General features: G+C 44.4%; 21 protein-coding genes. 3 read left to right on the top strand and 18 right to left on the bottom strand.

The window, feature by feature from the left end:
* Positions 1–93 precede the first annotated feature (93 nt).
* From D4T97_RS02795 to D4T97_RS02710, 18 genes are all read right to left on the bottom strand, one after another.
* Entirely contained in the window at positions 94–1,692 is a 1,599-nt protein-coding gene (locus tag D4T97_RS02795) for an amidohydrolase (RefSeq protein ID WP_126047418.1), read from the bottom strand.
* Positions 1,693–1,716: 24 nt separating this feature from the next.
* Complete coding sequence (locus D4T97_RS02790; protein ID WP_126047416.1) at positions 1,717–3,000, bottom strand: TRAP transporter large permease; 1,284 nt, start codon at positions 2,998–3,000, stop codon at positions 1,717–1,719.
* A gap of 25 nt (positions 3,001–3,025) precedes the next feature.
* A complete protein-coding gene (locus D4T97_RS02785; protein WP_126047414.1) occupies positions 3,026–3,535 on the bottom strand; it encodes a TRAP transporter small permease in 510 nt (169 codons plus the stop codon).
* A gap of 41 nt (positions 3,536–3,576) precedes the next feature.
* Entirely contained in the window at positions 3,577–4,614 is a 1,038-nt protein-coding gene (locus tag D4T97_RS02780; protein WP_126047412.1) for a TRAP transporter substrate-binding protein, read from the bottom strand.
* A 31-nt stretch (positions 4,615–4,645) separates the two neighbouring features.
* Positions 4,646–5,593 (bottom strand): D-2-hydroxyacid dehydrogenase, encoded by a 948-nt coding sequence (locus tag D4T97_RS02775; protein ID WP_126047410.1) that lies wholly within the window; start codon positions 5,591–5,593, stop codon positions 4,646–4,648.
* A gap of 30 nt (positions 5,594–5,623) precedes the next feature.
* Positions 5,624–7,276: a M20/M25/M40 family metallo-hydrolase gene (locus D4T97_RS02770; RefSeq protein ID WP_206435523.1), complete on the bottom strand. Its 1,653-nt coding sequence runs from the start codon at positions 7,274–7,276 to the stop codon at positions 5,624–5,626.
* A 6-nt stretch (positions 7,277–7,282) separates the two neighbouring features.
* Positions 7,283–8,704 carry an NAD-dependent succinate-semialdehyde dehydrogenase gene (locus tag D4T97_RS02765; protein ID WP_126047408.1) on the bottom strand — a complete coding sequence of 474 codons (1,422 nt, stop codon included), beginning with the start codon at positions 8,702–8,704 and terminating at the stop codon, positions 7,283–7,285.
* Positions 8,705–8,710: 6 nt separating this feature from the next.
* Positions 8,711–9,412 carry a FadR/GntR family transcriptional regulator gene (locus tag D4T97_RS02760; RefSeq protein ID WP_126047406.1) on the bottom strand — a complete coding sequence of 234 codons (702 nt, stop codon included), beginning with the start codon at positions 9,410–9,412 and terminating at the stop codon, positions 8,711–8,713.
* A gap of 140 nt (positions 9,413–9,552) precedes the next feature.
* On the bottom strand, positions 9,553–10,521 hold the full coding sequence (locus tag D4T97_RS02755; RefSeq protein WP_126047404.1) for a hydroxyacid dehydrogenase: 969 nt from the start codon (positions 10,519–10,521) through the stop codon (positions 9,553–9,555).
* 280 nt (positions 10,522–10,801) lie between these two features.
* Positions 10,802–11,524, bottom strand: coding sequence for a cyclase family protein (locus tag D4T97_RS02750; RefSeq protein ID WP_126047402.1), 723 nt, complete (start codon positions 11,522–11,524; stop codon positions 10,802–10,804).
* Positions 11,525–11,844: 320 nt separating this feature from the next.
* Positions 11,845–12,822, bottom strand: coding sequence for an ornithine cyclodeaminase family protein (locus tag D4T97_RS02745; protein ID WP_126047400.1), 978 nt, complete (start codon positions 12,820–12,822; stop codon positions 11,845–11,847).
* A 12-nt stretch (positions 12,823–12,834) separates the two neighbouring features.
* Positions 12,835–13,512, bottom strand: coding sequence for a FadR/GntR family transcriptional regulator (locus D4T97_RS02740; protein ID WP_126047398.1), 678 nt, complete (start codon positions 13,510–13,512; stop codon positions 12,835–12,837).
* Between the two features lie 622 nt (positions 13,513–14,134).
* The gene (locus D4T97_RS02735) at positions 14,135–14,851 is read right to left on the bottom strand and encodes an ABC transporter ATP-binding protein (protein WP_206435522.1); all 717 of its coding nucleotides are present in this window, start codon (positions 14,849–14,851) and stop codon (positions 14,135–14,137) included.
* Positions 14,848–15,621, bottom strand: coding sequence for an ABC transporter ATP-binding protein (locus tag D4T97_RS02730; RefSeq protein WP_126047396.1), 774 nt, complete (start codon positions 15,619–15,621; stop codon positions 14,848–14,850). Before D4T97_RS02730 ends, D4T97_RS02735 begins: the two co-directional genes overlap by 4 nt.
* A 19-nt stretch (positions 15,622–15,640) precedes the next feature.
* Complete coding sequence (locus D4T97_RS02725) at positions 15,641–16,633, bottom strand: branched-chain amino acid ABC transporter permease (protein WP_126047394.1); 993 nt, start codon at positions 16,631–16,633, stop codon at positions 15,641–15,643.
* A gap of 3 nt (positions 16,634–16,636) precedes the next feature.
* Positions 16,637–17,539: a branched-chain amino acid ABC transporter permease gene (locus tag D4T97_RS02720; protein ID WP_126047392.1), complete on the bottom strand. Its 903-nt coding sequence runs from the start codon at positions 17,537–17,539 to the stop codon at positions 16,637–16,639.
* Between the two features lie 79 nt (positions 17,540–17,618).
* Positions 17,619–18,809, bottom strand: a complete 1,191-nt coding sequence (locus tag D4T97_RS02715; protein ID WP_126047390.1) for a branched-chain amino acid ABC transporter substrate-binding protein — start codon at positions 18,807–18,809, stop codon at positions 17,619–17,621.
* Positions 18,810–19,624: 815 nt separating this feature from the next.
* Complete coding sequence (locus D4T97_RS02710; RefSeq protein WP_126047388.1) at positions 19,625–21,106, bottom strand: aldehyde dehydrogenase family protein; 1,482 nt, start codon at positions 21,104–21,106, stop codon at positions 19,625–19,627.
* 272 nt (positions 21,107–21,378) lie between these two features.
* Here D4T97_RS02710 and sspO point away from each other — a divergent pair, with 272 nt between their 5' ends.
* The 3 genes from sspO to D4T97_RS02695 all read left to right on the top strand — a co-directional run bounded on the left by sspO (position 21,379) and on the right by D4T97_RS02695 (position 25,745).
* Positions 21,379–21,516, top strand: a complete 138-nt coding sequence (gene sspO / locus D4T97_RS02705; RefSeq protein WP_126047386.1) for a small acid-soluble spore protein O — start codon at positions 21,379–21,381, stop codon at positions 21,514–21,516.
* A gap of 211 nt (positions 21,517–21,727) precedes the next feature.
* Positions 21,728–23,407, top strand: a complete 1,680-nt coding sequence (locus tag D4T97_RS02700) for a SulP family inorganic anion transporter (RefSeq protein WP_126047384.1) — start codon at positions 21,728–21,730, stop codon at positions 23,405–23,407.
* Positions 23,408–23,606: 199 nt separating this feature from the next.
* On the top strand, positions 23,607–25,745 hold the full coding sequence (locus D4T97_RS02695; RefSeq protein ID WP_126047382.1) for an MMPL family transporter: 2,139 nt from the start codon (positions 23,607–23,609) through the stop codon (positions 25,743–25,745).
* The last annotated feature ends 279 nt before the right edge of the window (positions 25,746–26,024 follow it).

The following is a 26,024-nucleotide window of genomic DNA, read 5'->3' as shown; positions in this document are numbered from 1 at the left end:
TGTGACCGAACGGCAGAAAAGAGCCAGTTTGGCCCCCCCTCCGCAACTACTTGCGAAGATTTAGGCGTTTCAAGCCTTTCGTCTGTTTGCCCGTTATATCTCCACAAGATTTTTACTATAGACAACCTTTCCCCCAATTAAAGTCATTTCCACTTCTGCTTTTTTGATCTCTTTGGGTGTATAATTCATAAAATTTGGAGGCAAGACCGTCATATCGGCTAATTTACCTTTTTCCAAAGTTCCTTTGCTGTCTTCTTCAAATGCAGAATAGGCAGCATATATTGTATACATCCTTAATGCTTCTTGAAGTTTAACCCTTTGTTCAGGTATAAAAACATTATTATTGACTGTAGTCCTATCCATTGCAGCCGCAATGCCCAACAGAGGAGAAGGAGGAATGATCGGGCAATCCGAACTTCCTGCCGGCTTCAGATCAAAGTCAATGAAATTTTTGTTGGCGAAAACGTTATGCACAGCTGGTTCATCCAAAGTTTCTTGATAAACATCGCCCGAAAAGTAAACGAGAGACGGCTGGGGAACCGGAATGACACCCAACTTTTTCATTCGTGCCAATATTTCCGGGTTCGTTACAGTAGCATGCTCTACTCGATGCCGCAAGTTTTCCTGCGGATATTCTGAATAAAGCTCCTCATACACATCAAGAACTTGTGTAATGGTTCGGTCTCCGATCGCATGAATCGAGACTTGACTGCCCTTTTTATGGGCGATTTCAACCATGGCTTTCAATTTTTCAAAGGTGTGAAGGAGCATTCCTTTTTCACCTGGTGAATTCTTGAAGTCGGATAAAACGGCCGCTGTTTTTCCGCTGAGAGTGCCGTCGGCAAATAATTTCATCGGCCCCAGTTCCAGGCGGTTATCCCACTTGTAGGATGCGGTTTCCTCCAGAAACTCTTCGAAATACTCTTCCAAAACCATCAGATACATTCGTACATCAAGAGTTCCTTCCTCTTTCATTTCCTTTAGAACCCCAAACTCTTTGAATGCGTCGCTGAAAAAGCCCAGCCCGGCTTCATGTACACTTGTAATGCCTTCTTTGATATATTGATCGTTTGCTAGCTTGACAGCCTCTTTCATCTGCTCCTTCGTATAAGGAGGCATGACATCTTCAACGAGACCTTTAGCTGCTTCTACCAGCACTCCCGTAACCTCACCGGATTCATTTTTCTCTATAATACCGTTGTTCACTGACGTTTCATTCGTGATGCCTGCGAGCTTGAGAGCAGCTTCGTTGACCACAGCTGCATGGTGGCAATATCTCATGATGTATACCGGGTTGATAATCCCTTCAAAGTCCCTTTTATCCATCTTTCTTTGTTCCGTGAAATTTGCCTCATCAAACCCCCAGCCAATAATCCAGTCATCGGGATTGCTGTTGTTTGCCCGTTCTTTGATTGCCTCTACAACCTCAGCAATGGAAGACAGCCTACAATTCACATTCAATAAATTAAAGCCGAAATTGACCATATGCTGATGGGCATCAATAAAACCTGGAAGGACTGTTCTTCCTTCCAAGTCAATCACATCTGTATGGTCGCTTTTGAGTGCCTTTATTTCTTCATCCGAACCAATTGCTGCAATTTTTCCGTCTTTCACCGCAACAGCTTCGAATATATGAAAATCATTATCCATTGTAACTACTGTTCCATGATGCATAATCAGATCCGGATTCAATGTTTTGGTTCACTCCTTCAATATCTATTTCATCAGGTTAGGGAGCCACATTGATAATTGTGGTACGTATGTAATGATTGCCAAAGCAACAAGCATCGTGAAAAACAATGGGACAATCCCTTTTGCCACAGTATCAAACGGCACTTTCCCCACCGCAGATGCTACAAACAGGTTAACTCCCACTGGCGGAGTGATAAATCCGATGGCCAAGTTCACCACCATGATAACGCCAAAATGAATCGGGTCTACACCTATCTGCACCGCGACAGGCAATAAAATAGGTGTAAGGATCACGATAGCAGCAATCGTATCGATAAATGCTCCAACTACCAACAAGAAAAGGTTGATCAATAGTAATACAATAATCGGGTTGTCAGATGCCCCCATGATACCTTCCGCAATTTTGGAAGGAATCCGCTCAATCGTCAGCAAATAGGCAAAAGCGATGGACAAGCCGACCATGTATAAAGTGGCACCGGTAATTTTAACAGTTTCTACTATACTGTCATAAATATCTTTCAATTTCAGTTCACGGTAAATGAATACCCCTACAATAAGTCCGTAGACAATGGCTACAGCGGCTGCCTCGGTCGGAGTAAAAATTCCCGCATAAATTCCGCCAAGTACAATAATCGGTGTTAGCAATGCCCAAATGGCCTTATAAAAAGTTTCCCATACTCTTTTCAATTGCATTCTTTCTTTTTCATTATCTATTTTTTTCAACGAAATAATGATAAAAGAAGCAATCATAAGGAGAACACCTATTAAAATACCTGGGAACACACCAGCCATAAACAGATCGCTGATTGAAAGACCTCCAGTAACACCCAACAATACAAACGGAATACTAGGCGGAATGACCACACCTATGGAACCAGCTGACGCTGTTAAGGCCGGGGAAAAACCGTCGCCATATTGTTTTGCCTGCATGGCGGGAATCATGAAAGAACCGATGGCCGCAACTGTTGCCGGACCCGATCCTGAGATTGCTGCGAAAAACATACAAGCAAGGACCGTCACCATGGCCAAACCGCCCGTCATAAATCCGACAAGGGAACCGGCAAAATCCAAAAGCCTTTTGGATATACCACCTTTTCCCATCAGAATCCCTGCCAGAGTAAAGAAAGGGATCGCCATCAGCGGAAATGAATCCAATGATGTAAATGATTTCTGTGCAATCGTACCAAGATTAATATTATCCGCGGAAAATATAATGGTAATCAAAGTTGCCACACCAATGGATATACCAATCGGTACACTTAAAAAGAGTAAAAGAAACAAAGTTCCAAATAAAACCGCTATCGTCAAGGGGATCCTCCTCGCTTGTCATAACCTAATGGTTTAAATCGTGTGGTGATGTACTTTCTAATTGCTCTGGGTCTTTAAAAATCAGGATCGCCTGCTGAATTAAGCGAATGCCCATTAATATTCCGCCGACAGGAACTGCCAAATATACGATCCACATATCAGCCCCTAGAGAGGGACTTACCTGGTTTGTGGCCTGAACCTGTAAAACAAAGTTCGTTCCCTCAATTGCTAAAAACGCGGCAAACCCAAACCATATAAGTAGAACTATCAGCTCTATAACTTGCTTGATACGCTTGGTGAAGCGGTCTTTGATAATTTCAACCCGTATATGGGCATTTTTGGTCACGGCATAACTGGCAGCGATCCACGCTATCCAAATTAATAGATAGCGTGCCAGCTCCTCGCTCCAGCCAATTGAAAAATTCATTACATACCTAACAAACACTTGTCCTACCACTAAAATGACCAACACAGTCATAGCTGCCACTAATATCCACTCTTCAAGCTTCTCATTTAAAATCTTTTTGAGTTTCATTGATCAAACTCCCTCTTCATTTAAGAAAACAAAGCAATGCCTTATTCGTTCGCTGCTCTGGCCATATCGATGAGGTCCTCACCAATGTCACCGGAGTACTTATCATAAATTGGTTGTAATGCATCAACAAATGCCTCTTTCTGATCTGGAGTTAATTCGTTGACTTCCAATTCTTTTTTCAACTCTGCCAGTTTCTCTTCATCTTGTGTTTGAGTTGTTTCACGCTGTGTTTTGTTATACACATTCGTCATGGATTCTTGCAGGATCTCTTGCAGGTCTTCAGGCATACCTTCAAAATATTCTTTATTAATTACCGAAACAAGCGGGGCAAATGTATGGCCACTCAATGTCATATATTTTTGAACTTCATAGAACTTCATGGAAGAAACGAGTGAGATCGGATTATCCATTCCATCATAGACACCTTGCTGAAGAGCTGAATAAAGTTCGCCAAAAGCAAGCGGAGATGAATTAGCTCCTAGAGTATTAAACATATCTTCATATACTTTATTTTCCATAACCCTCATTTTAAGGCCTTTCATATCCTCAGGCTTTTCAATCGGATGCTTGCTATTCAAAAGATGCCTGAAACCATTCTCACCATATCCAAGGTTGACTAAGCCAATTTCGTCTACTTTTTCGTTTAGAGCATTACCCAAATCCCCATCCATCGCTTTATAAGCCGCTTCTCTGGAATCAAACAAGAAAGGCAAGTCAAAAATAGAAAACTCAGGTGCAAATGTAGCCATGGTTGGAGTCGCAACAACTGTCATTTCTATGTTATTTAATTGAACCGCTTCCACTGCTTCCCTGTCAGATGCATACAGTTGGCCGCTTGGATACAGCTCTACTTTAATTTTTCCGTCGGACTTCGCTTCGATATCTTCCTTAAACGCCAATCCAGCGATATGAGATGCATGATCTTCAGGAACAGAATATGCAACTCTCAGTGTATATGTTTTATCGGAATCACCTTCACCGCTGCCACTCGTTTCTTTGGAACCTGAAGAGCAGGCTGCCAAAGATAGAGATAGAATCAATGTGAGCATCATAATAAAAAGCTTTTTTGTGTTTTTCATTTTCTTTCCTCCATATAAATGGTTTTTAGTTTTAGTATCCACGAGCAGCATCTACCACGAATGTTAAATCTCTGCCCTCTCTATGAGCTTTGAAATTTTCTTCGAAAATATTTATGCTTCGTTCAAAAAAGCGGACAGATTTTCCTGAGAGATGCGGAGTGATCAGTATGTTTTCCACATCCCATAAAGGGCTGTCTTCCGGAAGTGGTTCTACGTCAAAGACATCGAGTGCGGCTCCGCGAATTTCGCCGCTTTCAACGCTGTGAATCAATGCCTCATCATTGACAAGAGGACCGCGGCCTATATTAATCAAGTAAGCATCATTCTTCATCAGTTTAAGCTCTTCTTCACCGATGAAATTGCGGGTTTGCTCCGTTTCCGGAAGCAATAACACGACAAAATCGCATTGCTCAAGCATCTGATTCTTACTGTCCCACGTATACACTTCATCAAATGAAGGGATAGACCTGCCATTTGAATTGAACCCTAATACCTTCATATCAAATGCTTTTGCTTTTTTTGCGACTTCCTGTCCAATCGTTCCGGTTCCAAAAATACCGATCGTCTTGCCATTTACTTCTTCAACTAATTCTGTTCTGTCGTACTTGCGCTGTTTTTGATTCCGGATGAACCTTTCGATATCACGCGTCACATAAAGAACAAGGCTCATGACATATTCTGACATAGGAGAGTTGTATATCCCCCTCACATTAGTGAGCAAAATCCCCCTTTTGCTAATCTCATCCAGGGGAATATGCTCCACGCCTGTCTGAAATACCTGAATCCATTTCAAAGCTGGCATGCGATCGAGCAAATCGCTATTGATATTCTCCAATCCGTAAGTGATTAAGATCTCCACTTCATCCAATGGAACGTTATCGTTTTCCAAATTGGGATCTACATGTACGGGCATATTTGTAATCTCTTTTATTCTTGAAACATGTTCATCAGGCAAATCAAAGACTGTGATCAGCAACATAGGTAATTCAACCCTTTCACCAACGATTGATTAATCGAGCATATTTAGACAATATTTCTTTATCAAGGAAGGTAATGTACCGAACGTATACGGTTTATAAACACGCTCTGTCATTTTATGGGCATCCTTTCCCCATGCACCGAAATTCAGGGCCGGTATATTCAGCTTTCTGATTTTTTCAATTGGAACAGGGTACAGTGTGTCCATTCCAGGGTAGTTATTCTTTAAAACTTCAATCTCCTCATCCGTATCATCCAGGCATAAGTAGCTGCTGTCCGTTAAGGATGGGAAGAATTTGTGGACAGCAAATGTATCGCCTGTCTCTGACCCTGTTTCTTGTAAGATGGAATCCAGTTTTTCAAGTAAGATCTGTTCTTTTTCGGTCTGCCCCTTTACAAAATTCCTTGGAACATACGGCGTTGCAAAGAACAGGACGATAACTGGAGCCTGGTCGTCATCCATGAGCAGGAGCTCCTCCACCATCAGGCGTCCCACTTCTCTCGGATCTATGTCTTTTGCATGTTGGTCTAAGATTTCATTCAAGCGGACATTTACTTCTTCGCCATGTAAACTGTACACTTTATTGTAGAGCTCGGAATAGGTTGTCACCCTTGATTCCCAAGGAAGTCTTTCATATTTCATTCCAGCTCTGGCACAATGCTTTTCAAATTCTCTGTTCAGTTTTTCAACAACATGGTCGAAAGAAGCTTCTGCGATTCCCCTCAATTGATCCAGTATCCGATCAGGCGTAATCTGATGGACGTAATAATTAAAATAAACAAAACTTGAAATCGGGGTTTGTACGTTATAAGTAGGTTTCAAGTCTTTTTGTTTCAGCGTTACCGGCGGCTGCGTCACTTCGCCTTCCGCCTCATCCGCCAGTTCCGCGTTCAAATCTATTCGACTTGTCAACTCCGAAGCTATTAAGTTCGGATCTAGGCCTTCGTAGGCCTGCCCCACATGCGTTTCTTTCCCCCGTATGTAAAAAGCCGGTAGAAGTTTGCCGACAGAGCCTAAATATATATATTTTGTTTGATCTCCACCGTATAACGGACCGACAAAATCCGTATTGATGGCACATTCAAACTCCAATTCTTTCTCTGACTGGAGACGCTCCAATTCAGGAAGGGCATCGATAATTCCGCCGTGGGTCGTTTCCTCAATCGGGTTCGCCATGAATAAGATATTTCCTGAAAAAACATCCCTGTTTTCAGATAAATATTTCAGGACTACCAGATGGGCAGCCATCCCGCTTTTCATGTCGACAGCACCGCGTCCGAACAGCCAGTCCCCTGACTCCAGGTCAGCTTTTACATCAGGCAGCAACTTGACATCCTTTAACTTTTCCATCAATTTATACGGCTGTGTAGCCAATTCTTTCAAGGCTCCAAAATCATCAATTGTGACAGTATCAGAGTGGGCATGAAGCAAGATCGTTTTATTGGATGGCCTTTCACTCTTCAATAATGCAAATACGCTTTTTCTTTCCAACGCATCATTATCAACTGTTTTCGTCCATACTTGATCCGGGTTGGATGTAAAATAAGGAATGCCTCTTAAAATGCTCTCTATTTTTTCCGCAATCCTTACTTCTCCTTCCGTACCGTTTACACTTTGAACATTGACCAGTTCAACAGTCAGCTCTTCCATCTCTTTTGCAATTTCATTTGTATCCCAAGTCAAAACGACTCACCTCTTATACTTAATCGACACTAATTTCTCTTCCAAATATCCCTCGATGCCATGGTGGCCGCCTTCTTTCCCCATACCGCTTTCTTTGACTCCCCCAAACGGGCTCTGGACAACAAACGGAAGCGGATCGTTGACTCCAACCATGCCGTACTCTAGTTTTTCCGATAGACGGATGACCCGTGACATATCGTTTGAATATAAGTAGGCAGCAAGCCCGTACTCTTCGTGATTGACTACTTTTAATAACTCTTCCTCAGAAGAGAATGCAATGATCGGCGCAACCGGCCCGAACGTTTCCTCTGTAAAAATGTCCATTTCCTGGGTGACGTTTGTCAATATCGTCGGGTTGATGAAGTTGCCTTTTTCCAAGTCATCCGCCAGATCTGTTCCACCTGTAATCAAGTTGGCCCCTTTTGTAACAGCATCATCAATCTGTGATTTAATTTTGTCGACCGCGTTGCCGTCGATCACAGGTCCCACGGAAGTCTCTGGGTCTAGGCCATTTCCAACTTTAAGCCCTCTTACTTTCTCAGCCACTTTTTCAGTGAACTTCTCAGCGACACTCTCGGCTACAAAAATACGGTTTGTTGATGTACACATTTGTCCGGAACATCTGAATTTTGTTGCCAGAATGTCTTCTGCCGCCTGATCTAAATCAGCATCTTCAAACACGATGAATGGTGCATGGCCGCCAAGCTCCATGGAAATCCGCTTAACTGTTTTGGCCGCTTTTTCCATCAGCATCTTGCCGACTCTTGTGGAACCGGTGAAGGTGATTTTCTTGACGTCCCTGCTGTCCATTAATTCATCCGTAACCACAGAAGATGGAGCCATTACAAGATTGAAGACACCTTTTGGAATCTGGACCTGTTCAAAGATTTTGGCCATTTCAATCGCTGATTGAGGTGCTTTGCTGGACGGCTTTAAAACAATTGTACAGCCGGCCGCAAACGCTGGCGCTACCTTTCTTGCAATCATCGAGAGCGGGAAATTCCACGGAGTGATTGCTCCGACAACACCGATGGGCTGCTTGATTACTAAAATCCTTTTATCCGGAGTGCTTGCCGGGATCGTCTCACCATATACTCTCCGTGCTTCCTCTGCGTACCATCTGAAGTAATCGATGGCTGATTGAACTTCGCCGCGGGCGTCCTTGATCGGTTTCCCCATTTCCTTAGTAATCACTTCAGCGAAAAATTCTTTTTTCTCAACCATTGCATGGTAAATTTCAAGCAGGAGATCTGCACGCTCGATAGCTGCCCGGTCCGCCCAGGCTGGAAATGCATCCTTAGCTGCCTGAATAGCCGCAGTTACATCACTTTGGTCCCCAGAATAAACCTCATATTCCTTTTTACCTGTAGCCGGGTTGATAATATCAATCGTATTATCCGTTGTTTTCCATTCTCCATTAATAAACATCTTTGATCATTCCTCCTTAAAAATTCCTTGTTCTTTTAACATTTTGATTTCTTCTCTCAACAAGCCCATATGTTCCTTAATGACTGAAACAGCCTTTTCTTTATTTTTAGTTTCAATTGCCTCGATCAATAAAGCATGGTGTCTCTGCGCGTCATATACACTTTCCGGAGTATAAGTGGTTATCCGGAAAAGCTCTCTTTCGGTCAGGTTGAAAAAAGAATGTACAAGCACATACAGAGCTTTATTTTGCGTCGCTTTGGCAATTTTCAAATGAAATTCGGCATCTTTTTCAATATATCTTTGAACCAAATGTTTATTTACTTCCATTTGTTCATAGATTTGCTTCAATTCACTTATACAATCTGGACTAGCTTGTTCAACTGCCTTTTCTGTAATCATGATTTCAAGCTTTTCACGAACATCTAAGATATTTTCAAGAGTGACATCATTTGTACGCAAGACCCTTTGAAGCGACTCTGTAACGATGTCTTCACTTGGCTTTGTCACGTATACGCCTTTGCCTGGCTTGATTGTCACCAAACCCTTGACGCGCAATTCGGTCAGCGCTTCCCTTACTACATTTCGGCTGACATCAAATTGTGCAGCCATTTCCCTTTCGGAAGGAAGCTTGCTGTCTTCTTGCAATTCATTCGTCATGATCTTCTTTTCTATTTCCTTTACAATATCGCTATATAATAAGTTCTCCATTCTATTTTCTCCTAAGCTCACAACCACTCCTACCTATTGGTCCAACTGGTCAGACCACTATAATTGCAGTTTTAAAAAGTAAAATAAGAACAAACCGGGATGTTTATTTTACTTTTAAGAAGTGGCACATTTTGTTTACCCTAAACTTGCTTTTCTGTCTTAATTTCATTTACCGCCCATTTCGGATTTTGGCCGTTTAAAACCTGATCCACTTGCATTGCGGCATGAAGCGACATTCTTCCTGCGCCTTCTTTTGACAAAGCAGCGCTGTGCGGCGTAACAATGACATTTTCCAATTTAAAAAGAGGGTTGTCCTTATTAGGAGGTTCCTGTTCAAAAACATCTATTCCCGCCCCGGCAATCTCTCCTCGCTTTAATGCATCCGCTAAATCGCTTTCATTTACAACACCGCCTCTTGCAGCGTTGATAAAATATGCTGAAGTTTTCATTAACGCAAACTCCCTCGTACCGATGATCCCCTTCGTTGTATCAGTCAGCGGAAGATGCAAACTTACAAAGTCGGATTCTCTGAAAAGTTGATCAAGATTATCCACAAGTTCGATATCCGGAACAGAGGATGAAAGATAAGGATCATAACCTATTACCCTCATATCAAATCCATGCCGTGCTTTTTTTGCAACGAGGCGCCCAATCCTTCCCAGTCCAATAATTCCAAGTGTCTTTTGGTCTAAATCCACGCTGAACATTTCACGCCGAAAGGCAAAATTCCCTTTTCGAAGCTCTTGGTCCATTGGGAGTAAATTTTTAGAAAGCGCCAGCATAAAAGCCATGACATGTTCCGCGACCACATTGGCATTCGCTTCAGGTGTATTCGTAACATAGATGCCCCTTTTAGTTGCAGCTTCGATATCAATGTTGTCCAAACCCACTCCGTATTTTGCAATGACTTTGAGTTTCTTTCCTGCCTTAATTACTTCCTCAGTTATCATAGCGTTGGATCTTGTTAAAATGGCATCGCAATCTTCCACATCTCTTATTAAAGACTCCTGAGAAAGATCCGACCCAATTTTATATTCATAGCCTTTTTCAGCTAAGAATCTTTTTCCTTCTTCTTCAATATCCTGAGGTATGTATACAAGAAATCCCATAGGATTCTCCTCTCTGTCATAATGTCTAATAAATTAGTACTCATTTAAACCTTTGGTGTTTTCAGTCTCTTTAACTGGTAGGACCGGTATTACATGTAATAATAAACACTTCCCCCTCCGCTGTCAACGCTTACATTCAAATTTTTTTAAAAAGAGAGAAATATAGATTTAGACAGGTTGTATGATAGATTCGTAGAAAATTATTAAGATAAAACTTTACATTCATAATAAAAAGCTTCTTTCTGTGAATCCTCCAGAAAAAAGCTTTTTAAAAATAATTTTATTCTTCAATAATAGCTACCGCCCTCATCGGCGCACCGCTCCCTTTGCCGATTTTTATCGGGAAGCCCGCAAACTTGCAAGTTGTCCCGGGGATTTCTGACAATCCCGTCATGTTTTCAATCATGTACCATTCATACTTTTTCATCAGACAGTGAGCAGGATATCGTTCTGGGGCATTCGGAGCAAGCCCCGAATCGGGATCGTGAATGTAACGGTCCAGTTCAATGGTGACCATATCCACCCCAAGAGTCACCATTCCCTTGTTGATCATCCACTCAATCGTCTCTGGTAAAATATTGAGCAGATCGCGGAAATATTCTGGAGTTCCATACAATTTATCCCTCTCCGTTTTGAGTAGAACAATATGGTAATCTTCCAAATTTACCTGCGCCCTTTCCGCCGCTTTTTCAATATCTTCAATTGTGACGTCGGCATGAGCCTCCATATGCGAAAGATCGAGGATGCAGGCCTCGCCATAGAAAGCGTCCAATGGAACTTCATCCGTATAAAGGCCGTCTGGATTAAAGTGTTTCGTCGCGTCCATATGTGTGCCGGCATGATCGCCGATATACAAGGCGCATTCATAAAAGCCGTTAGCCTCATATGTAGCAAAGGTCCCTATCATCGTTCTGGCATTTTCGCCCAGTTGCTGATATGGATTATCTCCGTAGCTAGTTAGAGTATGGGATAAATCTATTAATTTTTCCTTTCGTTTGCTCATTCACGATTCCCCTTCCATATTTTCTTCTAAAAATTTAATTCCAAGATTTAGGTTCCAGGTTATCTATACATCCCCTGCTGTCGATTGCTCACCGGTTTTTCGTTTGTTGTACGAATACGGATCAATATTGCGCAAGTGCTACGTTAAGTTCGAACCTGAACCTTATTGCACGAATTGCCCGTTAAGTGCACGAACTTGGAACACTATTGCACGAATTCCACATTATTTGCACGAACCTGAAGCACTATTGCACAAATTCCACGGTAATTGCACGAACCTGGAACTATTGCACGAGTTCCCAAATACACGGACCAGCCCATTTACATCATTATTCGCTGCCCAATATTTTCCCTCAGAGCTTTTTCATAGAAGTATTTGGCCACAACAATATCCGCAGCTGCAAATCCGACAGATTTGAAAACAGTCAACTCTTCGTCGCTCTCTCTTCCGGCAGCTTCATCGCTGACGATGAATCCCAGCTCCGAATGAATTCGGCTCGGGGTGAATTCCCCTTCCTGAATTGGAATATACAGACAACCTGCTTCTTCCAATGCAGCTTCCGCCGATTCCACAACCACCTTATCTGCGCTTGATACAACATGTGTCGGGAGCTCTTGCATCGTCGGCTGATATGATCCGATCGCGTTCACATGAACACCCGGCGCGAGCCTGCTTGAAAAAACAGGGGTCGTTGAACTTGTGGCAGTCACCAAAATGTCTGCACCGTCGATTGCCCGATCCGCATCCTGGCAGACGATAACTTCCACGTCAAACCGAGCCCTGAGTTGTTTTGCAAGGTCATAAGCCTTCTTTTCACTACGGTTATATAAATTGATTTTCTCAATATTCCTAACCGCCATAATCGCTTCGCATTGCCCGATTGCCTGTGCCCCCGTCCCGATGACAGCAAGCACCTTTGAATTTTCCCTCGCCAAATATTTTGTAGCTGCCCCTGACAAAGCCCCCGTTCTCATTACCGTCAAATAAGAACCTTCCAAAAGGGCTTGCGGCTCACCTGTTTGAACATCCGCCAATAAGACCACACCATTGATAGCAGCCTTTCCAATCTGTTTATTATTAGGGAAGCTCCCAACATACTTCATACCAAGGCTTCCGGCATTTTCAGCGACCGAAGGCATGAATATGGCATGTCCGCCCGCTTTTTCAACATTCAACACAGTCCTTACCGGTGTCTCTGTTCTCATCGCCGAGTACTCTTCCAATGCAATAGAAACCGCATCGATCACCTCTGGCATTTCAATCAGCTTTTGCTGGTCGTTAGCACTCAAAATTAACATTTGCATCCCCCTCTATAGACATGCTATTCTCCCTTTCATATTTACGAAATGCCGTTTCATCAAGCTTTCTGCTTTTTCCGCATCCCTGCCTTCAATCGCTTGAACAATTTCATAATATTCCGTTTGTAAAATTTGCCTTTCGTTTTTGTCGTATGGAGCTTTATAGTCTCTTGAAAAACTTTCCAAAAGCATATCCACAATCCTGAGCAACGTCGTATTTTTTGTAGCTGCGGCAATGGCCAGATGGAAGTCACGTATCGCTTCCACCTTTGAGTAAGATGGTTTTTTCATCCCTTCATAAGCCTTTCGAATTTCCTCCAACTCCGAATCTGTCCGGCAGATCGCGGCCAAATATGCACCATGTCCTTCGATACCCTGCCTTATGTCCAATAGCTCGGAAAGCCGCAACACATCATTATTCAAGATTTCAGCCAAGCGATTCAATATCAATGCATTGCTATCCTCAATCAGAAATATCCCTATTCCCGGAAAAATCTCAATGATACCTGCCGACTCAAGTACACTGACAGCTTCCCTGACTGCGTTCCGTGAAACGGACAGGCTATGGGCCAGTTCCCGTTCAGAAGGCAGTTTATCACCTGGCTTTAAATCGCCCTTTTTGATCAAAATCTGTATTTGTTCAATAATCTCTTGATAGACTCTCTTTTTTTGAATGGGCTTCAAATTCATTTGTCCATCACTCCCTTTCAGGGCGTCCGGCCATGTTGAAATACACAAACAATTCGCAATGCAAAGATTGTGAGGTTAAGAGGTAACTGCTTGGGATCAAACTTGACGAACGGAAATGGAATTGGGCGCTAAGAGACTGTGCTTTCTTTTTTAACGCCTTCATGAAAGATTCACAGTGACCGTTCGAACGGGTTTTCTAACGTTGTGGGCGTCATGAACACTTCATAGTGACCGAGCTATCGGATTTTCTAACGTTACGGGCATCATGAACGCTTCATAGTGACCGAGCTATCAAATTTTCTAATATTACGGGCATCATGAACGCTTCATAGTGACCGAGTGATCAAATTCTCAGACATTGCGGGCGTCACGAACACTTCATAGTGACCGAGTGAACGGATTTTCTGACGTAGCGGGCATCATGAACGCTGCTTAGACCCTTTCTAAGTAACCCGTCATCTAAGTTTTTACGCTGGTTCAGGCACTTAGATTTCCTTTGTGACCGTTGCCTCGATTTTTACTCTCATTCGGACACTTAGAGCATCCCGCAAAAAACGGTACCTAAATTGATCGCCTAGGCCGCAGCGGTGTGAGTCTCAGCCGCCACACTCCTATAAAAGACTCACGCTCCCAAATATGCCTTGATAATCCTGTCATCATCTCTTAAGACATCTGCCGAATCCTGCAAAACGATTTCTCCTGTTTCAATGATATAGCCGCGATCGGCCAGGCCGAGAGCAGCTCTCGCATTTTGCTCAATCAATAAAACTGTCGTTCCCTGTTTATTGATTTCCCGGATAATCTTCATGATTCCTTCCACGATTATTGGAGCCAGGCCCATGGAAGGTTCATCAAGCATCAGAAGCTTTGGCTCGGCCATTAATCCTCTGCTCATGGCGAGCATTTGCTGTTCACCGCCGCTAAGGGTTCCCGCCAATTGATCTTTCCTTTCTTTTAACCGTGGAAAAAGATCAAAAGACCGTGTGATCCCTTCCTTTAAAAAGGCCTTGTCTTTTCGTTTGATAAAACCGCCAAGCTCAAGGTTTTCCATGACGGTCAGCCCTCCGAATATCCTCCGCCCTTCTGGAACGTGAATAATTCCTGCTTCAACAATTTGATGGGGCGGTCGACTAGCGATATTCTTTCCGCCAAATTCCAGTGTTCCACTTTTTGGCGCTACCAGGCCGCTGATCGTCTTTAGCGTCGTGCTTTTTCCTGCTCCATTGCTTCCCAGCAACGCAACAATCTCCCCTTCATTAACTTCCAGGGAAATGCCCTTCAAGGCATGTATTTTTCCATAATATGAATGAACCTGATCAAGCTTTAACAATGGGCTCAAACCGCATCCTCACCCTTCCCCAAATAAGCTTCAATCACCTTGGGATTCCTTAACACCTCATCCGGTGTTCCTTCAGCAATTTTTTGACCGTAATCTATCACAATCACTTTTTCGGAAATCTTTTTAATCAGCCCCATATCATGGTCAATTATCAGAATGGATAATTTGTATTTGTCCCTTATTTTTAAAATAAGTTCGACCAACCGCTCTTTCTCTTCATAGTTCAGGCCGGCAGCCGGTTCATCCAATAACAAAAACTTTGGTTTTGTTGCGAGGGCTCGTGCGATCTCCAAGGACCGCTGAACCCCGTATGGCAGATTCTTCGCAGCCCGATGAGCATATTCGCGGATTCCGACGAATTCTATACACTCCATCGCCACTTCCTCAATCTGTTTTTCCTCAGTCCGCTGCGCCCTTGTTTTAAAAATGGCGCCAAAGACCAATTGTTTTGTCCGGCAATGCATGCCTGACTTTACATTATCCAAGGCGGACAGGTCAGGAAAAAGGCGTAAATTTTGAAAGGTGCGCGCGAGTCCCATTTTCGTGATTTTACTCGGCTTCTTTTTATTTAGACTATCGCCATCCAAAAACATCGTCCCATCCGTCGGCTTGTAAAATCCCGTGATCATGTTAAAGACAGAAGTTTTTCCTGCACCGTTCGGGCCGATCACACTGACGATGGAATTCGTATCAATTGTAAAAGACAGGTCATTCACCGCGACCAGTCCGCCAAAGCGAAGGGTTAAATTTTCCACTTGTAAAACGGCCATGCCGACACCTCTTTTCTAATCACTGGCTTTTCACCTTCAAATCTGGACTCTCTTCCACAATGGGCGGCACAGGCGGGTCCTCCGTTTCAGGTTCCGTTTCATACCTCGCCGGCCACAATCCTTGAGGACGGAAAAGCATCATGACAATCATGATTAAGCCAAATATCAAAAATCTCCAATCAGAAACATTCCGTAAAAATTCCGGAAGCACGATAACTAAAATGGCACCAATTGTCACCCCGGTCACACTTCCGATTCCGCCAAGGACAACCGCAAGCAGAATCATGATCGATTGAAGCACCTTAAAGCTGTGCGGAGCCACGGCTCCCATTTTCACCGCAAATAATGAACCCGCAAAGCCGCCGATGATGGCCCCGATCACGAATGCCAGCAGTTTCATCCGAATCCGGTCAACCCCCATGGCTTCTGCTGCATCTTCATCTTCACGGATATACGTCCATGCCCTTCCAATTCTTGAGCGACCCAGCCGGGATGTAACAAAAATGGTGATGATAGCAACAATTAATATGACAAAGTAAAAATCAAATTGGCTTGTTAATTCATAGCCTCCTATGTTTGGGCTTGGTATTCCGAAAATCCCTGTAGCCGTCCCCGTAATTTCCAAGTTTGTTGCCGTAATCCTGATGATTTCGCCAAAACCGAGTGTGACAACCGCCAAGTAGTCACTTCTCAGCCTTAGCGACGGGGCTCCGATGATAACACCGCTGATTGCCGAAAATACGGCAGCAACAGGCAATGTCATTAAAAACGGCCAATCATAGGCTGTCATCAAAATTCCAGTCGTATAGGCGCCAATCGCAAAAAAGGCAGCATATCCAAGATCCAGCAATCCGGCAAACCCTGCAACGACATTCAATCCCTGTGCCATGATGATGTACAACAGGGCTAGTGTAGCAACATCAATCCAATAGTTATTTGTTATGAACGGGAACGCCAGCGCTGCGATAAATAGAACGGTCAATACGGTTGTCCGTTTCTTTAGCACACTCATCGGCTACATCCTCTCCGTCACTTGCTCACCCAAAATGCCCGTAGGCTTAAACACAAGGAATAAAATTAAAATGGCAAATGCAATTACATCTTTCCAGGCCCCGCCAATCACCATCGTGCCGGCCGTTTCCAATATGCCGAGCATGAACCCTCCGAGCATGGCTCCCTGGATGTTTCCGATTCCGCCCAAAACGGCAGCAGTGAAAGCTTTTAAACCCATGATGAACCCCATGAGAAAATTGATTGTTCCGTAATATACGGCAGTCATTATCCCCGCTGATGCAGCCAACGTCGTTCCGATAAAAAATGTCATGGTAATCACATGGTTGATATTGACACCCATTAAGCTGGTTGCCGTTTGATCCATGGAAATCGCCCGCATTGCCTTGCCGTAAATCGTTCCGTGGACAAACTTTTGCAGCCCATACATCAATCCCCCCGCAACCACGACTAAAATGATTTGCGAATAGGTGATATTAGCTCCAAGAATATTAATGCCCGTAGTCGGCAAAGTGATAGGAAAAGTCAAGTAGTTCGGGCTCCAAATAAGCATGGAGCCATATTCCAGAGAGAGGCCAACTCCAAGAGCCGTAATCAGGAGAGAAATTCGCGGAGCGTTCAATAAAGGACGGTAAGCCACCCGTTCAACACCCATGCCGACCATGCCGACCAAAATAATCGAAACGATAAAGACGATTCCAATTGCCAACAAGCCAGGACCGGCGGAGCCTCCCATTAGTAATGACAGTCCGGTATAACCGATAAATGCTCCAAACATATAAAAGTCGCCATGTGCAAAGTTCAAAAGTCTGATGATGCCGTACACCATTGTATAGCCCAAGGCAATCAGGCTGTAAAAAGCCCCCAGCACAAGACCGTCCCCCAGTGCCTGAACGATAATTTCCATTTGATAATCACCACTTTCCCCTTTTTATTTCAGAAGGATCCCTTATACCAAGGGACCCTTCCCCTGTTCTTACATTCGGCTATTCTACGATTTCAAAAACACCGTTGTTCAATTGAATCAGCAAGAAATCGGCATTTTCCCTTGTTCCATCCTCTTTGAATGTGTATGTTTCTCCAAAAGCAGGAAAGTCTTTCGTTTCGCTCAGCGCCTTGATCAGCGCTTCTTTGTCAGTTTCATCACCGACACGTTCAATTGCATCGGCGGCAAGGCGGATGCCATCATAATGCCTATGGCCGAATGTCAAAGGATTGTTTCCGTAAGTTTCTTTATACTCCTCTACAAACGCCTTGGCTTCCGGTGTATCGACATAGTTGATTGTAACCGCCTGTGAAAGGATGACACCTTCAGCGTCTTTTTCTCCTGCCACTTCAACGAACGGCTCCGTAGGATTTCCATCTCCGGCAATAAACGGACCGGTCACACCCTTTTGCTTGAACTGCTTCATGATCAATCCTCCGGCATTATAAAAACCTGTGAAGTAAGTTGCGTCAGGATTCAACGACTTAATCTTTGTGGCAATTGCACCAAAATCTTTCTCTTCCGGGTTGATCGCTTCAAAAGCAACCACTTTTCCGCCATTCTTCTCATGCAGCTCTTTTGTGATGTCAGCTAGATCTCTCGCATAGTCCGAGTTATCGTGAATAAGGACAAGATTTTTCATGTCGTGTTCATTTACATAATCTGCAACCCTTTTCCCTTGGTCAAAAACCATACTGTTAATAAAGAAAAGGTTGTCGTATCCCTGCTCAGGGAGCTGAGGTGAATTCGCCGCCACCATAATGGTCGGTACTCCAGCTTTATGAAGCACACCGCTTGCAGGCAAAGCAGCCGCTGAGCAATAGTGGCCTACAACGATATGGACCTCATCTTGGACCAGCTTGTTAGCCCCGGTAACCGCCTGCTGAGGATCACAGGCATCGTCAACCATGACCAGCTCGATATCCTTTCCGAGCACTCCGCCCGCTTCATTGATATGCTTGGCAGCGAGTTCCGCACCATTTGCCATATCCTTTCCTTCAGCAGCACTTGGACCGGTAGTTGGAACAGAGACGCCGATTTTTATCGTGTCTCCTCCTTTCCCACCCCCTGAAGAGTCGCCTCCATCACTGCTTGTACTCTTTCCACCGCCGTCAGAACCGCATCCGCTCAAGATTAACCCGACCATCAACAGGGCTGCCATAATAAGCGAAAATCTTTTTCCCTTAAACATCAATGAACTCCCCCTTTGCTTTTATGAAAAACTTTTGTGACAAACGGCAAGTTTTGGATAAAAGAGTAACCACCTCCCTAAAGCTCAAATGTATACGCTTACAATATTGTGGGTATGCGAGATCTTGTCCGAGGCAAATCTAAGTTTAATAATTTATTCATTTTAAATCTTCAGATAAAATTAAGTGGATTCATAGAGGTGGACTGGAGACCGGATGGCCCGGTGGTATGATTAGGACAAACTTACTGCAATTTATACAGCATGTCAACATTTTATTTAAAGATTCCCAAAATTATATAAAGTTCGACATATAAACTTACAAAAAAGGCAGAAGGCCTTCAAATTTCGCACTATGGCCTTCTGCTGTATCAGTCCAGCGCATACGTCGATGGACAGGTGCTTACGCTTTTCTTTTGTCCAGATACAGCGCCTAGCCCCTCGAGGTCATAAGCCAATTCCCTGTGGTGGCTGCGGAACTGCCTCCTCGGGAATCGTCTTATGCTTGTCGGGGCTGACCGAGGCGCTTACGCTTTTCTATCTGTCCAGCTACAGCGCCTATCGACTAGCAGACTTCGCGACTCCTCCTACGATAAGTCAACATCGGCTCGCCTGCGGCTTCGCCGTGTTTCCTTTATCTCGTCGGAGCCACTCCAGTCTGTACGTCGATGGACAGGTGCTTACGCTTTTCTATCTGTCCAGCTACGGGCGGCAGGGGCTCGAGGTCGCTTCAGAAAAACCATTGAAGGCAAAGAACGCCTTCATTGGTTTTTCTTCCAGCGCTTGTCGCCCCTGGGCAGCCGTCTTCCGCTTTTCTATTAATAATTATCAATCTGCGCACGCTGGATTTTTCCGCTGTAGTCCACGTAGACAGACCTCCACTCAGTGAACACATCAAGTGAAGCAACACCGGAATCACGGTGGCCGTTGCCTGTTCCTTTTGTTCCGCCGAATGGCAGGTGGATTTCTGCGCCTGTCGTACCGGCGTTCACGTAAACGATTCCTGTATCGAAATCACGCATAGCGCGGAAAACTTTATTTACATCTGCTGTAAAAATGGAGCTGGAAAGCCCATATTTCACGCTGTTATTCACTTCGATCGCTTTATCCAGATCTTTAACCGGAATGAAAGATACAACCGGTCCGAATATTTCTTCCTGGCCGATCCGCATATCGGATTTTACATCTGTAAACAGAGTCGGCTGATAGAAGTTTCCTTTGTCCAAGCCGTTTTCAGTGACAATTTCTCCGCCTGCAAGTAGCTTGGCTCCCTCTTCCTTCCCGATTTTTACATATTCATGGATTTTTTCCAGAGCAGAACGGTTAATGACAGGCCCGACATCGACTGACTCATCTAAGCCGTCGCCCAGTTTCAATCCCTTCATTTTTTCAAGAACCTTTTGTTCGAGGGCCTCTTTGACAGATTCCTGGACAATGACACGGCTGCACGCAGTACATCTTTGTCCGGACGTACCAAAGGCGCTCCACACGATTCCGTCTGCCGCCAAATCCAGATCAGCGTCTTCAAGCACAGTCACTGCATTTTTCCCGCCCATTTCAAGTGATGTGCGTTTCAACAGCTCACCTGCGCGGCCATTGATTTTTGCCCCAACCTCGTTGGATCCGGTAAATGAAACGAGGTCGATCTCCGGATGTTCCACGATGGCGTTCCCGACAACACTTCCGGAACCAAAGACAAGGTTGACCAGACCTTTAGGCAGCCCGGCTTCCTCATAAATTTTCACGAATTCCGCAGCAAGGAAAGGTGTTTCGGACGCAGGCTTCCAAACGACAGCGTTACCCGCAACCAATGCAGGAAGTGACTTCCATGAAGCGATGGCAATCGGGAAGTTCCAAGGCGTGATCAATCCTGCAATTCCCACAGGTACGCGCACACTCATGGCAAATTTATCCCTTAATTCCGATGGGACCGTTTCCCCGAACAGACGGCGGCCTTCTCCAGCCATATAAAAAGCCATATCAATCGCTTCCTGCACCTCACCGCGTGCTTCCGCAATGACTTTCCCCATCTCTTTCGTTAATATTTGGGCCAAATGCTCTTTGCGTTCTTTGAGCAAGTAGGCCACCTCGTATAAAACATCTGCCCGCTCAGGAGCCGGCACAAGCGCCCATTTCTTTTGCGCTTCTTTCGCAGCTTGGACAGCCCGATCTACATCTTCGGCGGTGGAAACCGTAACTTCGCCAAGCACCTCACCGTTTACCGGATTCGTATTTTTCGCGAATTCACCTGACTCGGAAGGAACCCATTCCCCATTAATATAGTTTACATATCGTTCCATTCGTCTGACTCCTCCTCCATTTTTCATGTATGAAATCAAAGGTGTCTTCCTGCTCATTCACTCAATTATATTAATCCAAGCGCTTTCATACTATTACTTTAACAATTTGATTTTCATCATTCTATGGTCAACATGTACAAAAAAGGGAGGTTTGAGAGCTCCCAATTTATCAAATATATACAAGAGAAAAGCGAAATTCCTTTACCTTAATTTTCCTGCCTATTGAATATTTCAAACAAAAAAAAGACAAAATATGGTTTGGAGGTGATTGGATGGTTAAAAGAACAACAAGCAATATTGAAGGCATGAACCCGGAGAAAAAGCAGGACTTTGGTGCAAAGATTGATCCGACAGAACCGTTGACAGCTGCACAAAGGATGAACAACAAGAAAAGGAAAAAGAATCAATAAAAAGGCTTGGAAGCGAGACCAAAATTCGCTTCCAAGTCTTTTACACTTATACAATCTATTTAAAACATACAGTTTATTCAACAAACTGTATGTTTATTGAAAACAACGCATTGATTTCCGCATAATACAGGAGTATAATAAATATAGATATACAAATACCATTCACTTTTTCTTTAGTTTTTCGGAAATAAATATATAGAGGTGTTGCTGTTTGTTTGCTGATGATCGATTTCGCGATTACCAGCCTGCAAGCCTCCGCAAAGATTTCATTTCTGGGATCACTGTCGGTATCGTAGCCATTCCTCTTGGGATGGCTTTTGCCATGGCTTCCGGCGTTAAGCCTGAATACGGTATTTACACGACGATTATCGCTGGATTGATTGTATCTTTGCTCGGTGGCTCCCGCTATCAAATCGCGGGTCCTACGGGAGCGTTTATTCCGATTCTGCTTGCCGTAGTACTTCAATATGGTTACGAGGATCTATTGATCGCCGGCTTGATGGCCGGGGTCATGCTTGTGGCAATGAGCTTTTTCAAACTCGGTAGTCTTGTTCATTTTATTCCGAGGTCGGTTACGATCGGGTTTACGACAGGGATTGCTGTCATCATTTTTTCAGGGCAGCTGGGCAACTTCTTCGGGTTGGATCTGGAAAGCCATGAATACTTCCATCAAAATATGGCGGAGTTTTTCAGCCATCTGGGAGCAATGAACATCTACAGCATCCTGACCGCCGCTGTCGGACTCCTTGTCATCATTCTCGTGCCAAAATTTTTTCCGCGTGTTCCGGTACTGCTTGTGGGATTGATCATTCCAACCATATTTGCGGCTCTACTTTTTCCAGGGCATGTGGAAACAGTTGGCTCAGCGTATGGAGGTATTCCGCAATCTTTGCCGAAGCTCCAATTTCCAGACATCACTTTGGCCAAAATCGGAACATTGCTCACCCCTGCGCTGGTCATCGCTGCCCTTGGGGCAATTGAATCACTTTTATCGGCCGTTGTTGCCGATGGAATGACCGGCGATCGCCATAAATCCAATCGTGAATTGTTTGGACAAGGAATTGCCAACATCGTTGCTCCATTATTCGGCGGGATCCCTGCTACTGGAGCAATTGCACGTACGGCAACAAACATCAAATCCGGTGCCGTGAGCCCGATGTCCGGAGTCATTCACAGTGTTTTCGTCCTATTGACTCTGCTTTTATTTGCACCCTATGCATCATATATTCCACTCGCAGCCATGGCGCCGCTTCTTATGCTTGTTGCCTGGAATATGAGCGGGTACAAGGCGTTCAAACAAATCCTTCAGTTGAGGACAGGTGACTCACTTGTTCTTGCCGTTACATTTTTACTAACAGTGTTCATCAACTTGACGGTTGCCGTACAAGTCGGACTTCTGCTCGCAGTTCTTTCCTTTGTAAAAAAGAAGAGCGAACAGCTTCAGATTGATGATCCTGATAACACTCAAAGACAACGGCAGGAATCTTTAGATTTGACAGCACATTTTCAAATTAAAAAGTTTACCATCAGAGGGCCTTTGTTTTTCGGGACTGCCCAGAGCTTTGAACATTCCCTGATGGCTTCCATCAGAAGAATGCCTAGAGTAATTCTTCTCGATATGCAGTATGTAACGGTCATCGACGCAACCGGGGAAGATAAACTGGCGCTGATTATAGACAACATCAAAAAAGCTGGCAGTACAGTCCTTGTTTCAGGTTTACCGGATTGGGGAATCGATTTGTTCAAAAAAAGCGGCTTATATGAAAAAATCGGCGCTTCATCCTTTTTTCCTGATGAAGCAAGCGCAAGGGATTCGCTTTTTCATAAAGAAGAAACGGTTGAATCAGCCGCAGGGGAATCATTCCAACGGAGAAAAAAATCCGCGGAGTGATTCCCGCTTTTTTTATAAAAGACAAGAATGTATCAATCATACTGCCTCCTCGCAATTCGCCTTGCGCTTGTCGCCTAAGACTGGCGCCTTGCGCTTTTCTTTGTTTGTAACGCAGACACGTTTCCACGATGATATAATTCTCGATTCGCACGCTTTCCATATGTTAGAGTAATCATAGAATTATTTTAAGGAGATCATCATGGAAAAATTCGGACGATTTATATACAAAAATAGAAAGCTTGCGCTGGCTGCTTGGGCTGTAATCATGATTGCTTTAGGTTTCTTTGCCCTCAAGCTTCCGTCAGTATTGGGAGGCAGCGGCTTTGAGTATGACGGAACCTATGATGAAGTGGAGAAAATTCTTGATAAGGATTTTGGAATCCCCGAATCGTCGATTATTCTTTTATTTGAAGGGACCAAAGATGCAGACGAGGATTCTTTTAAACAATACATAGAAAAAACCATTGAGCGTGTGGACCGCCTGGAAGGGACGGATATTTACCGTTCTCCTTTGGATTCTCCGGATATGATCAAGAAGGACAGAGCCTATGCTTTGCTCAAACTCAATGGGGACAAGGACAAAATCGGCTCCAAGATTGACAGCATCAAGAAGGAATTGAAAAAAGACGGCAATTTTTCCGCAGGATTAACCGGCGGGCCGGTGATTGAGGAAGATATGAGCAAAGCCGCTCAAGATGACCTGGTAAGGGCTGAGCTGATTGGAATTCCAATTGCCATCATTGTTTTGCTCCTCGCATTCAGAGGAGTGGTTGCAGCAGTCATTCCGTTTCTAACCGGGTTCATCAGTGTGATTTTTGCTCTGGGGCTTTTATTTTTTACTGGACAGGAAATGGACCTTTCCATATTTGTTCTGAACACAGCTCCGATGATCGGGCTTGCACTCGGCATCGATTTCGCCCTCCTGTTCGTCAACCGCTTCCGGGAAGAACTGCAAAACAAGACGGTGGAGCAGGCCGTGATCAAAACAGTCGCAACGTCAGGGAGAACGATCATTTTTTCGGGGCTTTGTGTCCTGCTTGGCATGATCGGCATGCTGTTCATCGATGTCGGTGTGTTCCAGGCGGTGGCGCTTGCCGGGATTGCCGTCGTCCTCACTTCCGTTTTGGCCGCCAACACATTCCTGCCGGCTGTTCTTGGAGTGCTGGGTCATCGTATCAACAAATGGATGATTCTCAAATCGAAGGAGAAAGAAATTAGCGGATGGCACAGGTTCGCCGCTTTTGTCATGAAACGGCCTGTCATCATGGCTGTCCTAGCAACGGCAATACTTATTACCGGCGCCCTTCCGGTCGGCGAGATGAACCTCGCCATCCCTGAAGCAGACGCGTTGCCAAAATCATTTGATTCAAGGGCTGCCTATGAAAAATTCGAAGAAACATTCAGCTCGAACGACACAGTCACAGTGCCTGTCATAGCTCGTACCAAAGACGATATCACTGAAAAAAGCTCGCTCGAAGAATTGGAAAAAGTTATTAATGAAATTGAAAAGGATCCCCTCGTTACGAAGACGGAATCCATCTTTTCTGCAACAAAATTGAATTCGGACGAAATGTACGCATCATTAGGGATTCCGGATATGGCCGCTGCCATCCAGCCTGCCATTGATCAATTGACTAGTAAAAACCAGGCTCTCATCCAGGTAACATTGGATGCAGATGCGTCTTCGGACAAGGCTAAAACATGGGTGCGTGAATGGAATGAAAAAGATCTTGCGGTTCCTCTACTTGTAGGTGGGCATCCAAAATTTCAACAGGAGATTTTCGATGAAATTTTCGAAAAGATCATTTACAGTCTTGCATTTATTTTGATTTCCACATATATCGTCCTATTTTGGGCGTTCAAATCTGTTCTGATTCCGTTAAAAGCCATTTTGATGAACGTCATCAGTTTAAGCTGTACCTTCGGGATAGTCGTCTGGCTGTTCCAAGCCGGGCATCTCGGTTTCCATCCGTCGGACATCGCATTGATGATACCCGTTTTTGCCTTCAGCATCGTATTCGGTTTAAGCATGGACTACGAAGTGTTCCTCATTTCGCGCATCCATGAAGTTTATTTAAAAACAGGCGATAACGACCGGGCAACTTTGGAAGGTTTGGTATCCACCAGTAAAATTATTACATCCGCCGCAGCCATTATGATTGTTATCACAGGTGCCTTTGCTTTCACCGGCGTTGTCCCCGTACAGCAAATGGGCGTAACAGTCGCTTTAGCAATTTTTATTGATGCGACAATCGTACGTATGGTGCTAGTGCCTTCACTAATGAAACTGCTTGGCGACTTGAACTGGTGGGCGCCGTTTAAAAAGAGAAATGCATAAGAAAAGCGCAAGGCGCCCGCCTATCGGCGACAAGCACAAGACAAATTGCTAGGAGGCAGCTTTTCAGCCACCACAGCAAAGCAGCTGATTTCATTCAATCGTGAGAAACATCTCCGAATTTGCTTCATGCAGCTTTGCGACGAGGGAAACATGCGCTTCCTCGAATATGCTTTGCCGCAGGAGCACATTCACCCTGAGTAAGCTTCCTTGTGACCTCGAGCCGATGGCGCCTGGCCGCCTCAAAGCGCCACATCCTGTGGCTTCGGTGGCACTAGGACC

This window comes from Siminovitchia acidinfaciens (assembly GCF_003605385.1).
GTDB classification, from domain to species: domain Bacteria; phylum Bacillota; class Bacilli; order Bacillales; family Bacillaceae_C; genus Siminovitchia; species Siminovitchia acidinfaciens.
Note: the sequence above shows the minus strand (reverse complement) of the source record. Positions and strands in the feature narration are given on the sequence as shown.

Bases quoted from the DNA above. Each gene is read 5' to 3' on its own strand.
- D4T97_RS02775 (WP_126047410.1), bottom strand. From the start codon at position 5,593: ATGTTGCTGATCACAGTCTTTGATTTGCCTGATGAACATGTTTCAAGA.
- D4T97_RS02695 (WP_126047382.1), top strand. From the start codon at position 23,607: ATGGAAAAATTCGGACGATTTATATACAAAAATAGAAAGCTTGCGCTG.
- sspO (WP_126047386.1), top strand. From the start codon at position 21,379: ATGGTTAAAAGAACAACAAGCAATATTGAAGGCATGAACCCGGAGAAA.
- D4T97_RS02730 (WP_126047396.1), bottom strand. From the start codon at position 15,621: ATGGCCGTTTTACAAGTGGAAAATTTAACCCTTCGCTTTGGCGGACTG.
- D4T97_RS02710 (WP_126047388.1), bottom strand. From the start codon at position 21,106: ATGGAACGATATGTAAACTATATTAATGGGGAATGGGTTCCTTCCGAG.
- D4T97_RS02715 (WP_126047390.1), bottom strand. From the start codon at position 18,809: ATGTTTAAGGGAAAAAGATTTTCGCTTATTATGGCAGCCCTGTTGATG.
- D4T97_RS02755 (WP_126047404.1), bottom strand. From the start codon at position 10,521: ATGGGATTTCTTGTATACATACCTCAGGATATTGAAGAAGAAGGAAAA.
- D4T97_RS02760 (WP_126047406.1), bottom strand. From the start codon at position 9,412: ATGGAGAACTTATTATATAGCGATATTGTAAAGGAAATAGAAAAGAAG.
- D4T97_RS02745 (WP_126047400.1), bottom strand. From the start codon at position 12,822: ATGTTAATTTTGAGTGCTAACGACCAGCAAAAGCTGATTGAAATGCCA.
- D4T97_RS02720 (WP_126047392.1), bottom strand. From the start codon at position 17,539: ATGGAAATTATCGTTCAGGCACTGGGGGACGGTCTTGTGCTGGGGGCT.
- D4T97_RS02750 (WP_126047402.1), bottom strand. From the start codon at position 11,524: ATGAGCAAACGAAAGGAAAAATTAATAGATTTATCCCATACTCTAACT.
- D4T97_RS02765 (WP_126047408.1), bottom strand. From the start codon at position 8,704: ATGTTTATTAATGGAGAATGGAAAACAACGGATAATACGATTGATATT.
- D4T97_RS02725 (WP_126047394.1), bottom strand. From the start codon at position 16,633: ATGAGTGTGCTAAAGAAACGGACAACCGTATTGACCGTTCTATTTATC.
- D4T97_RS02785 (WP_126047414.1), bottom strand. From the start codon at position 3,535: ATGAAACTCAAAAAGATTTTAAATGAGAAGCTTGAAGAGTGGATATTA.
- D4T97_RS02780 (WP_126047412.1), bottom strand. From the start codon at position 4,614: ATGAAAAACACAAAAAAGCTTTTTATTATGATGCTCACATTGATTCTA.
- D4T97_RS02740 (WP_126047398.1), bottom strand. From the start codon at position 13,512: ATGAATTTGAAGCCCATTCAAAAAAAGAGAGTCTATCAAGAGATTATT.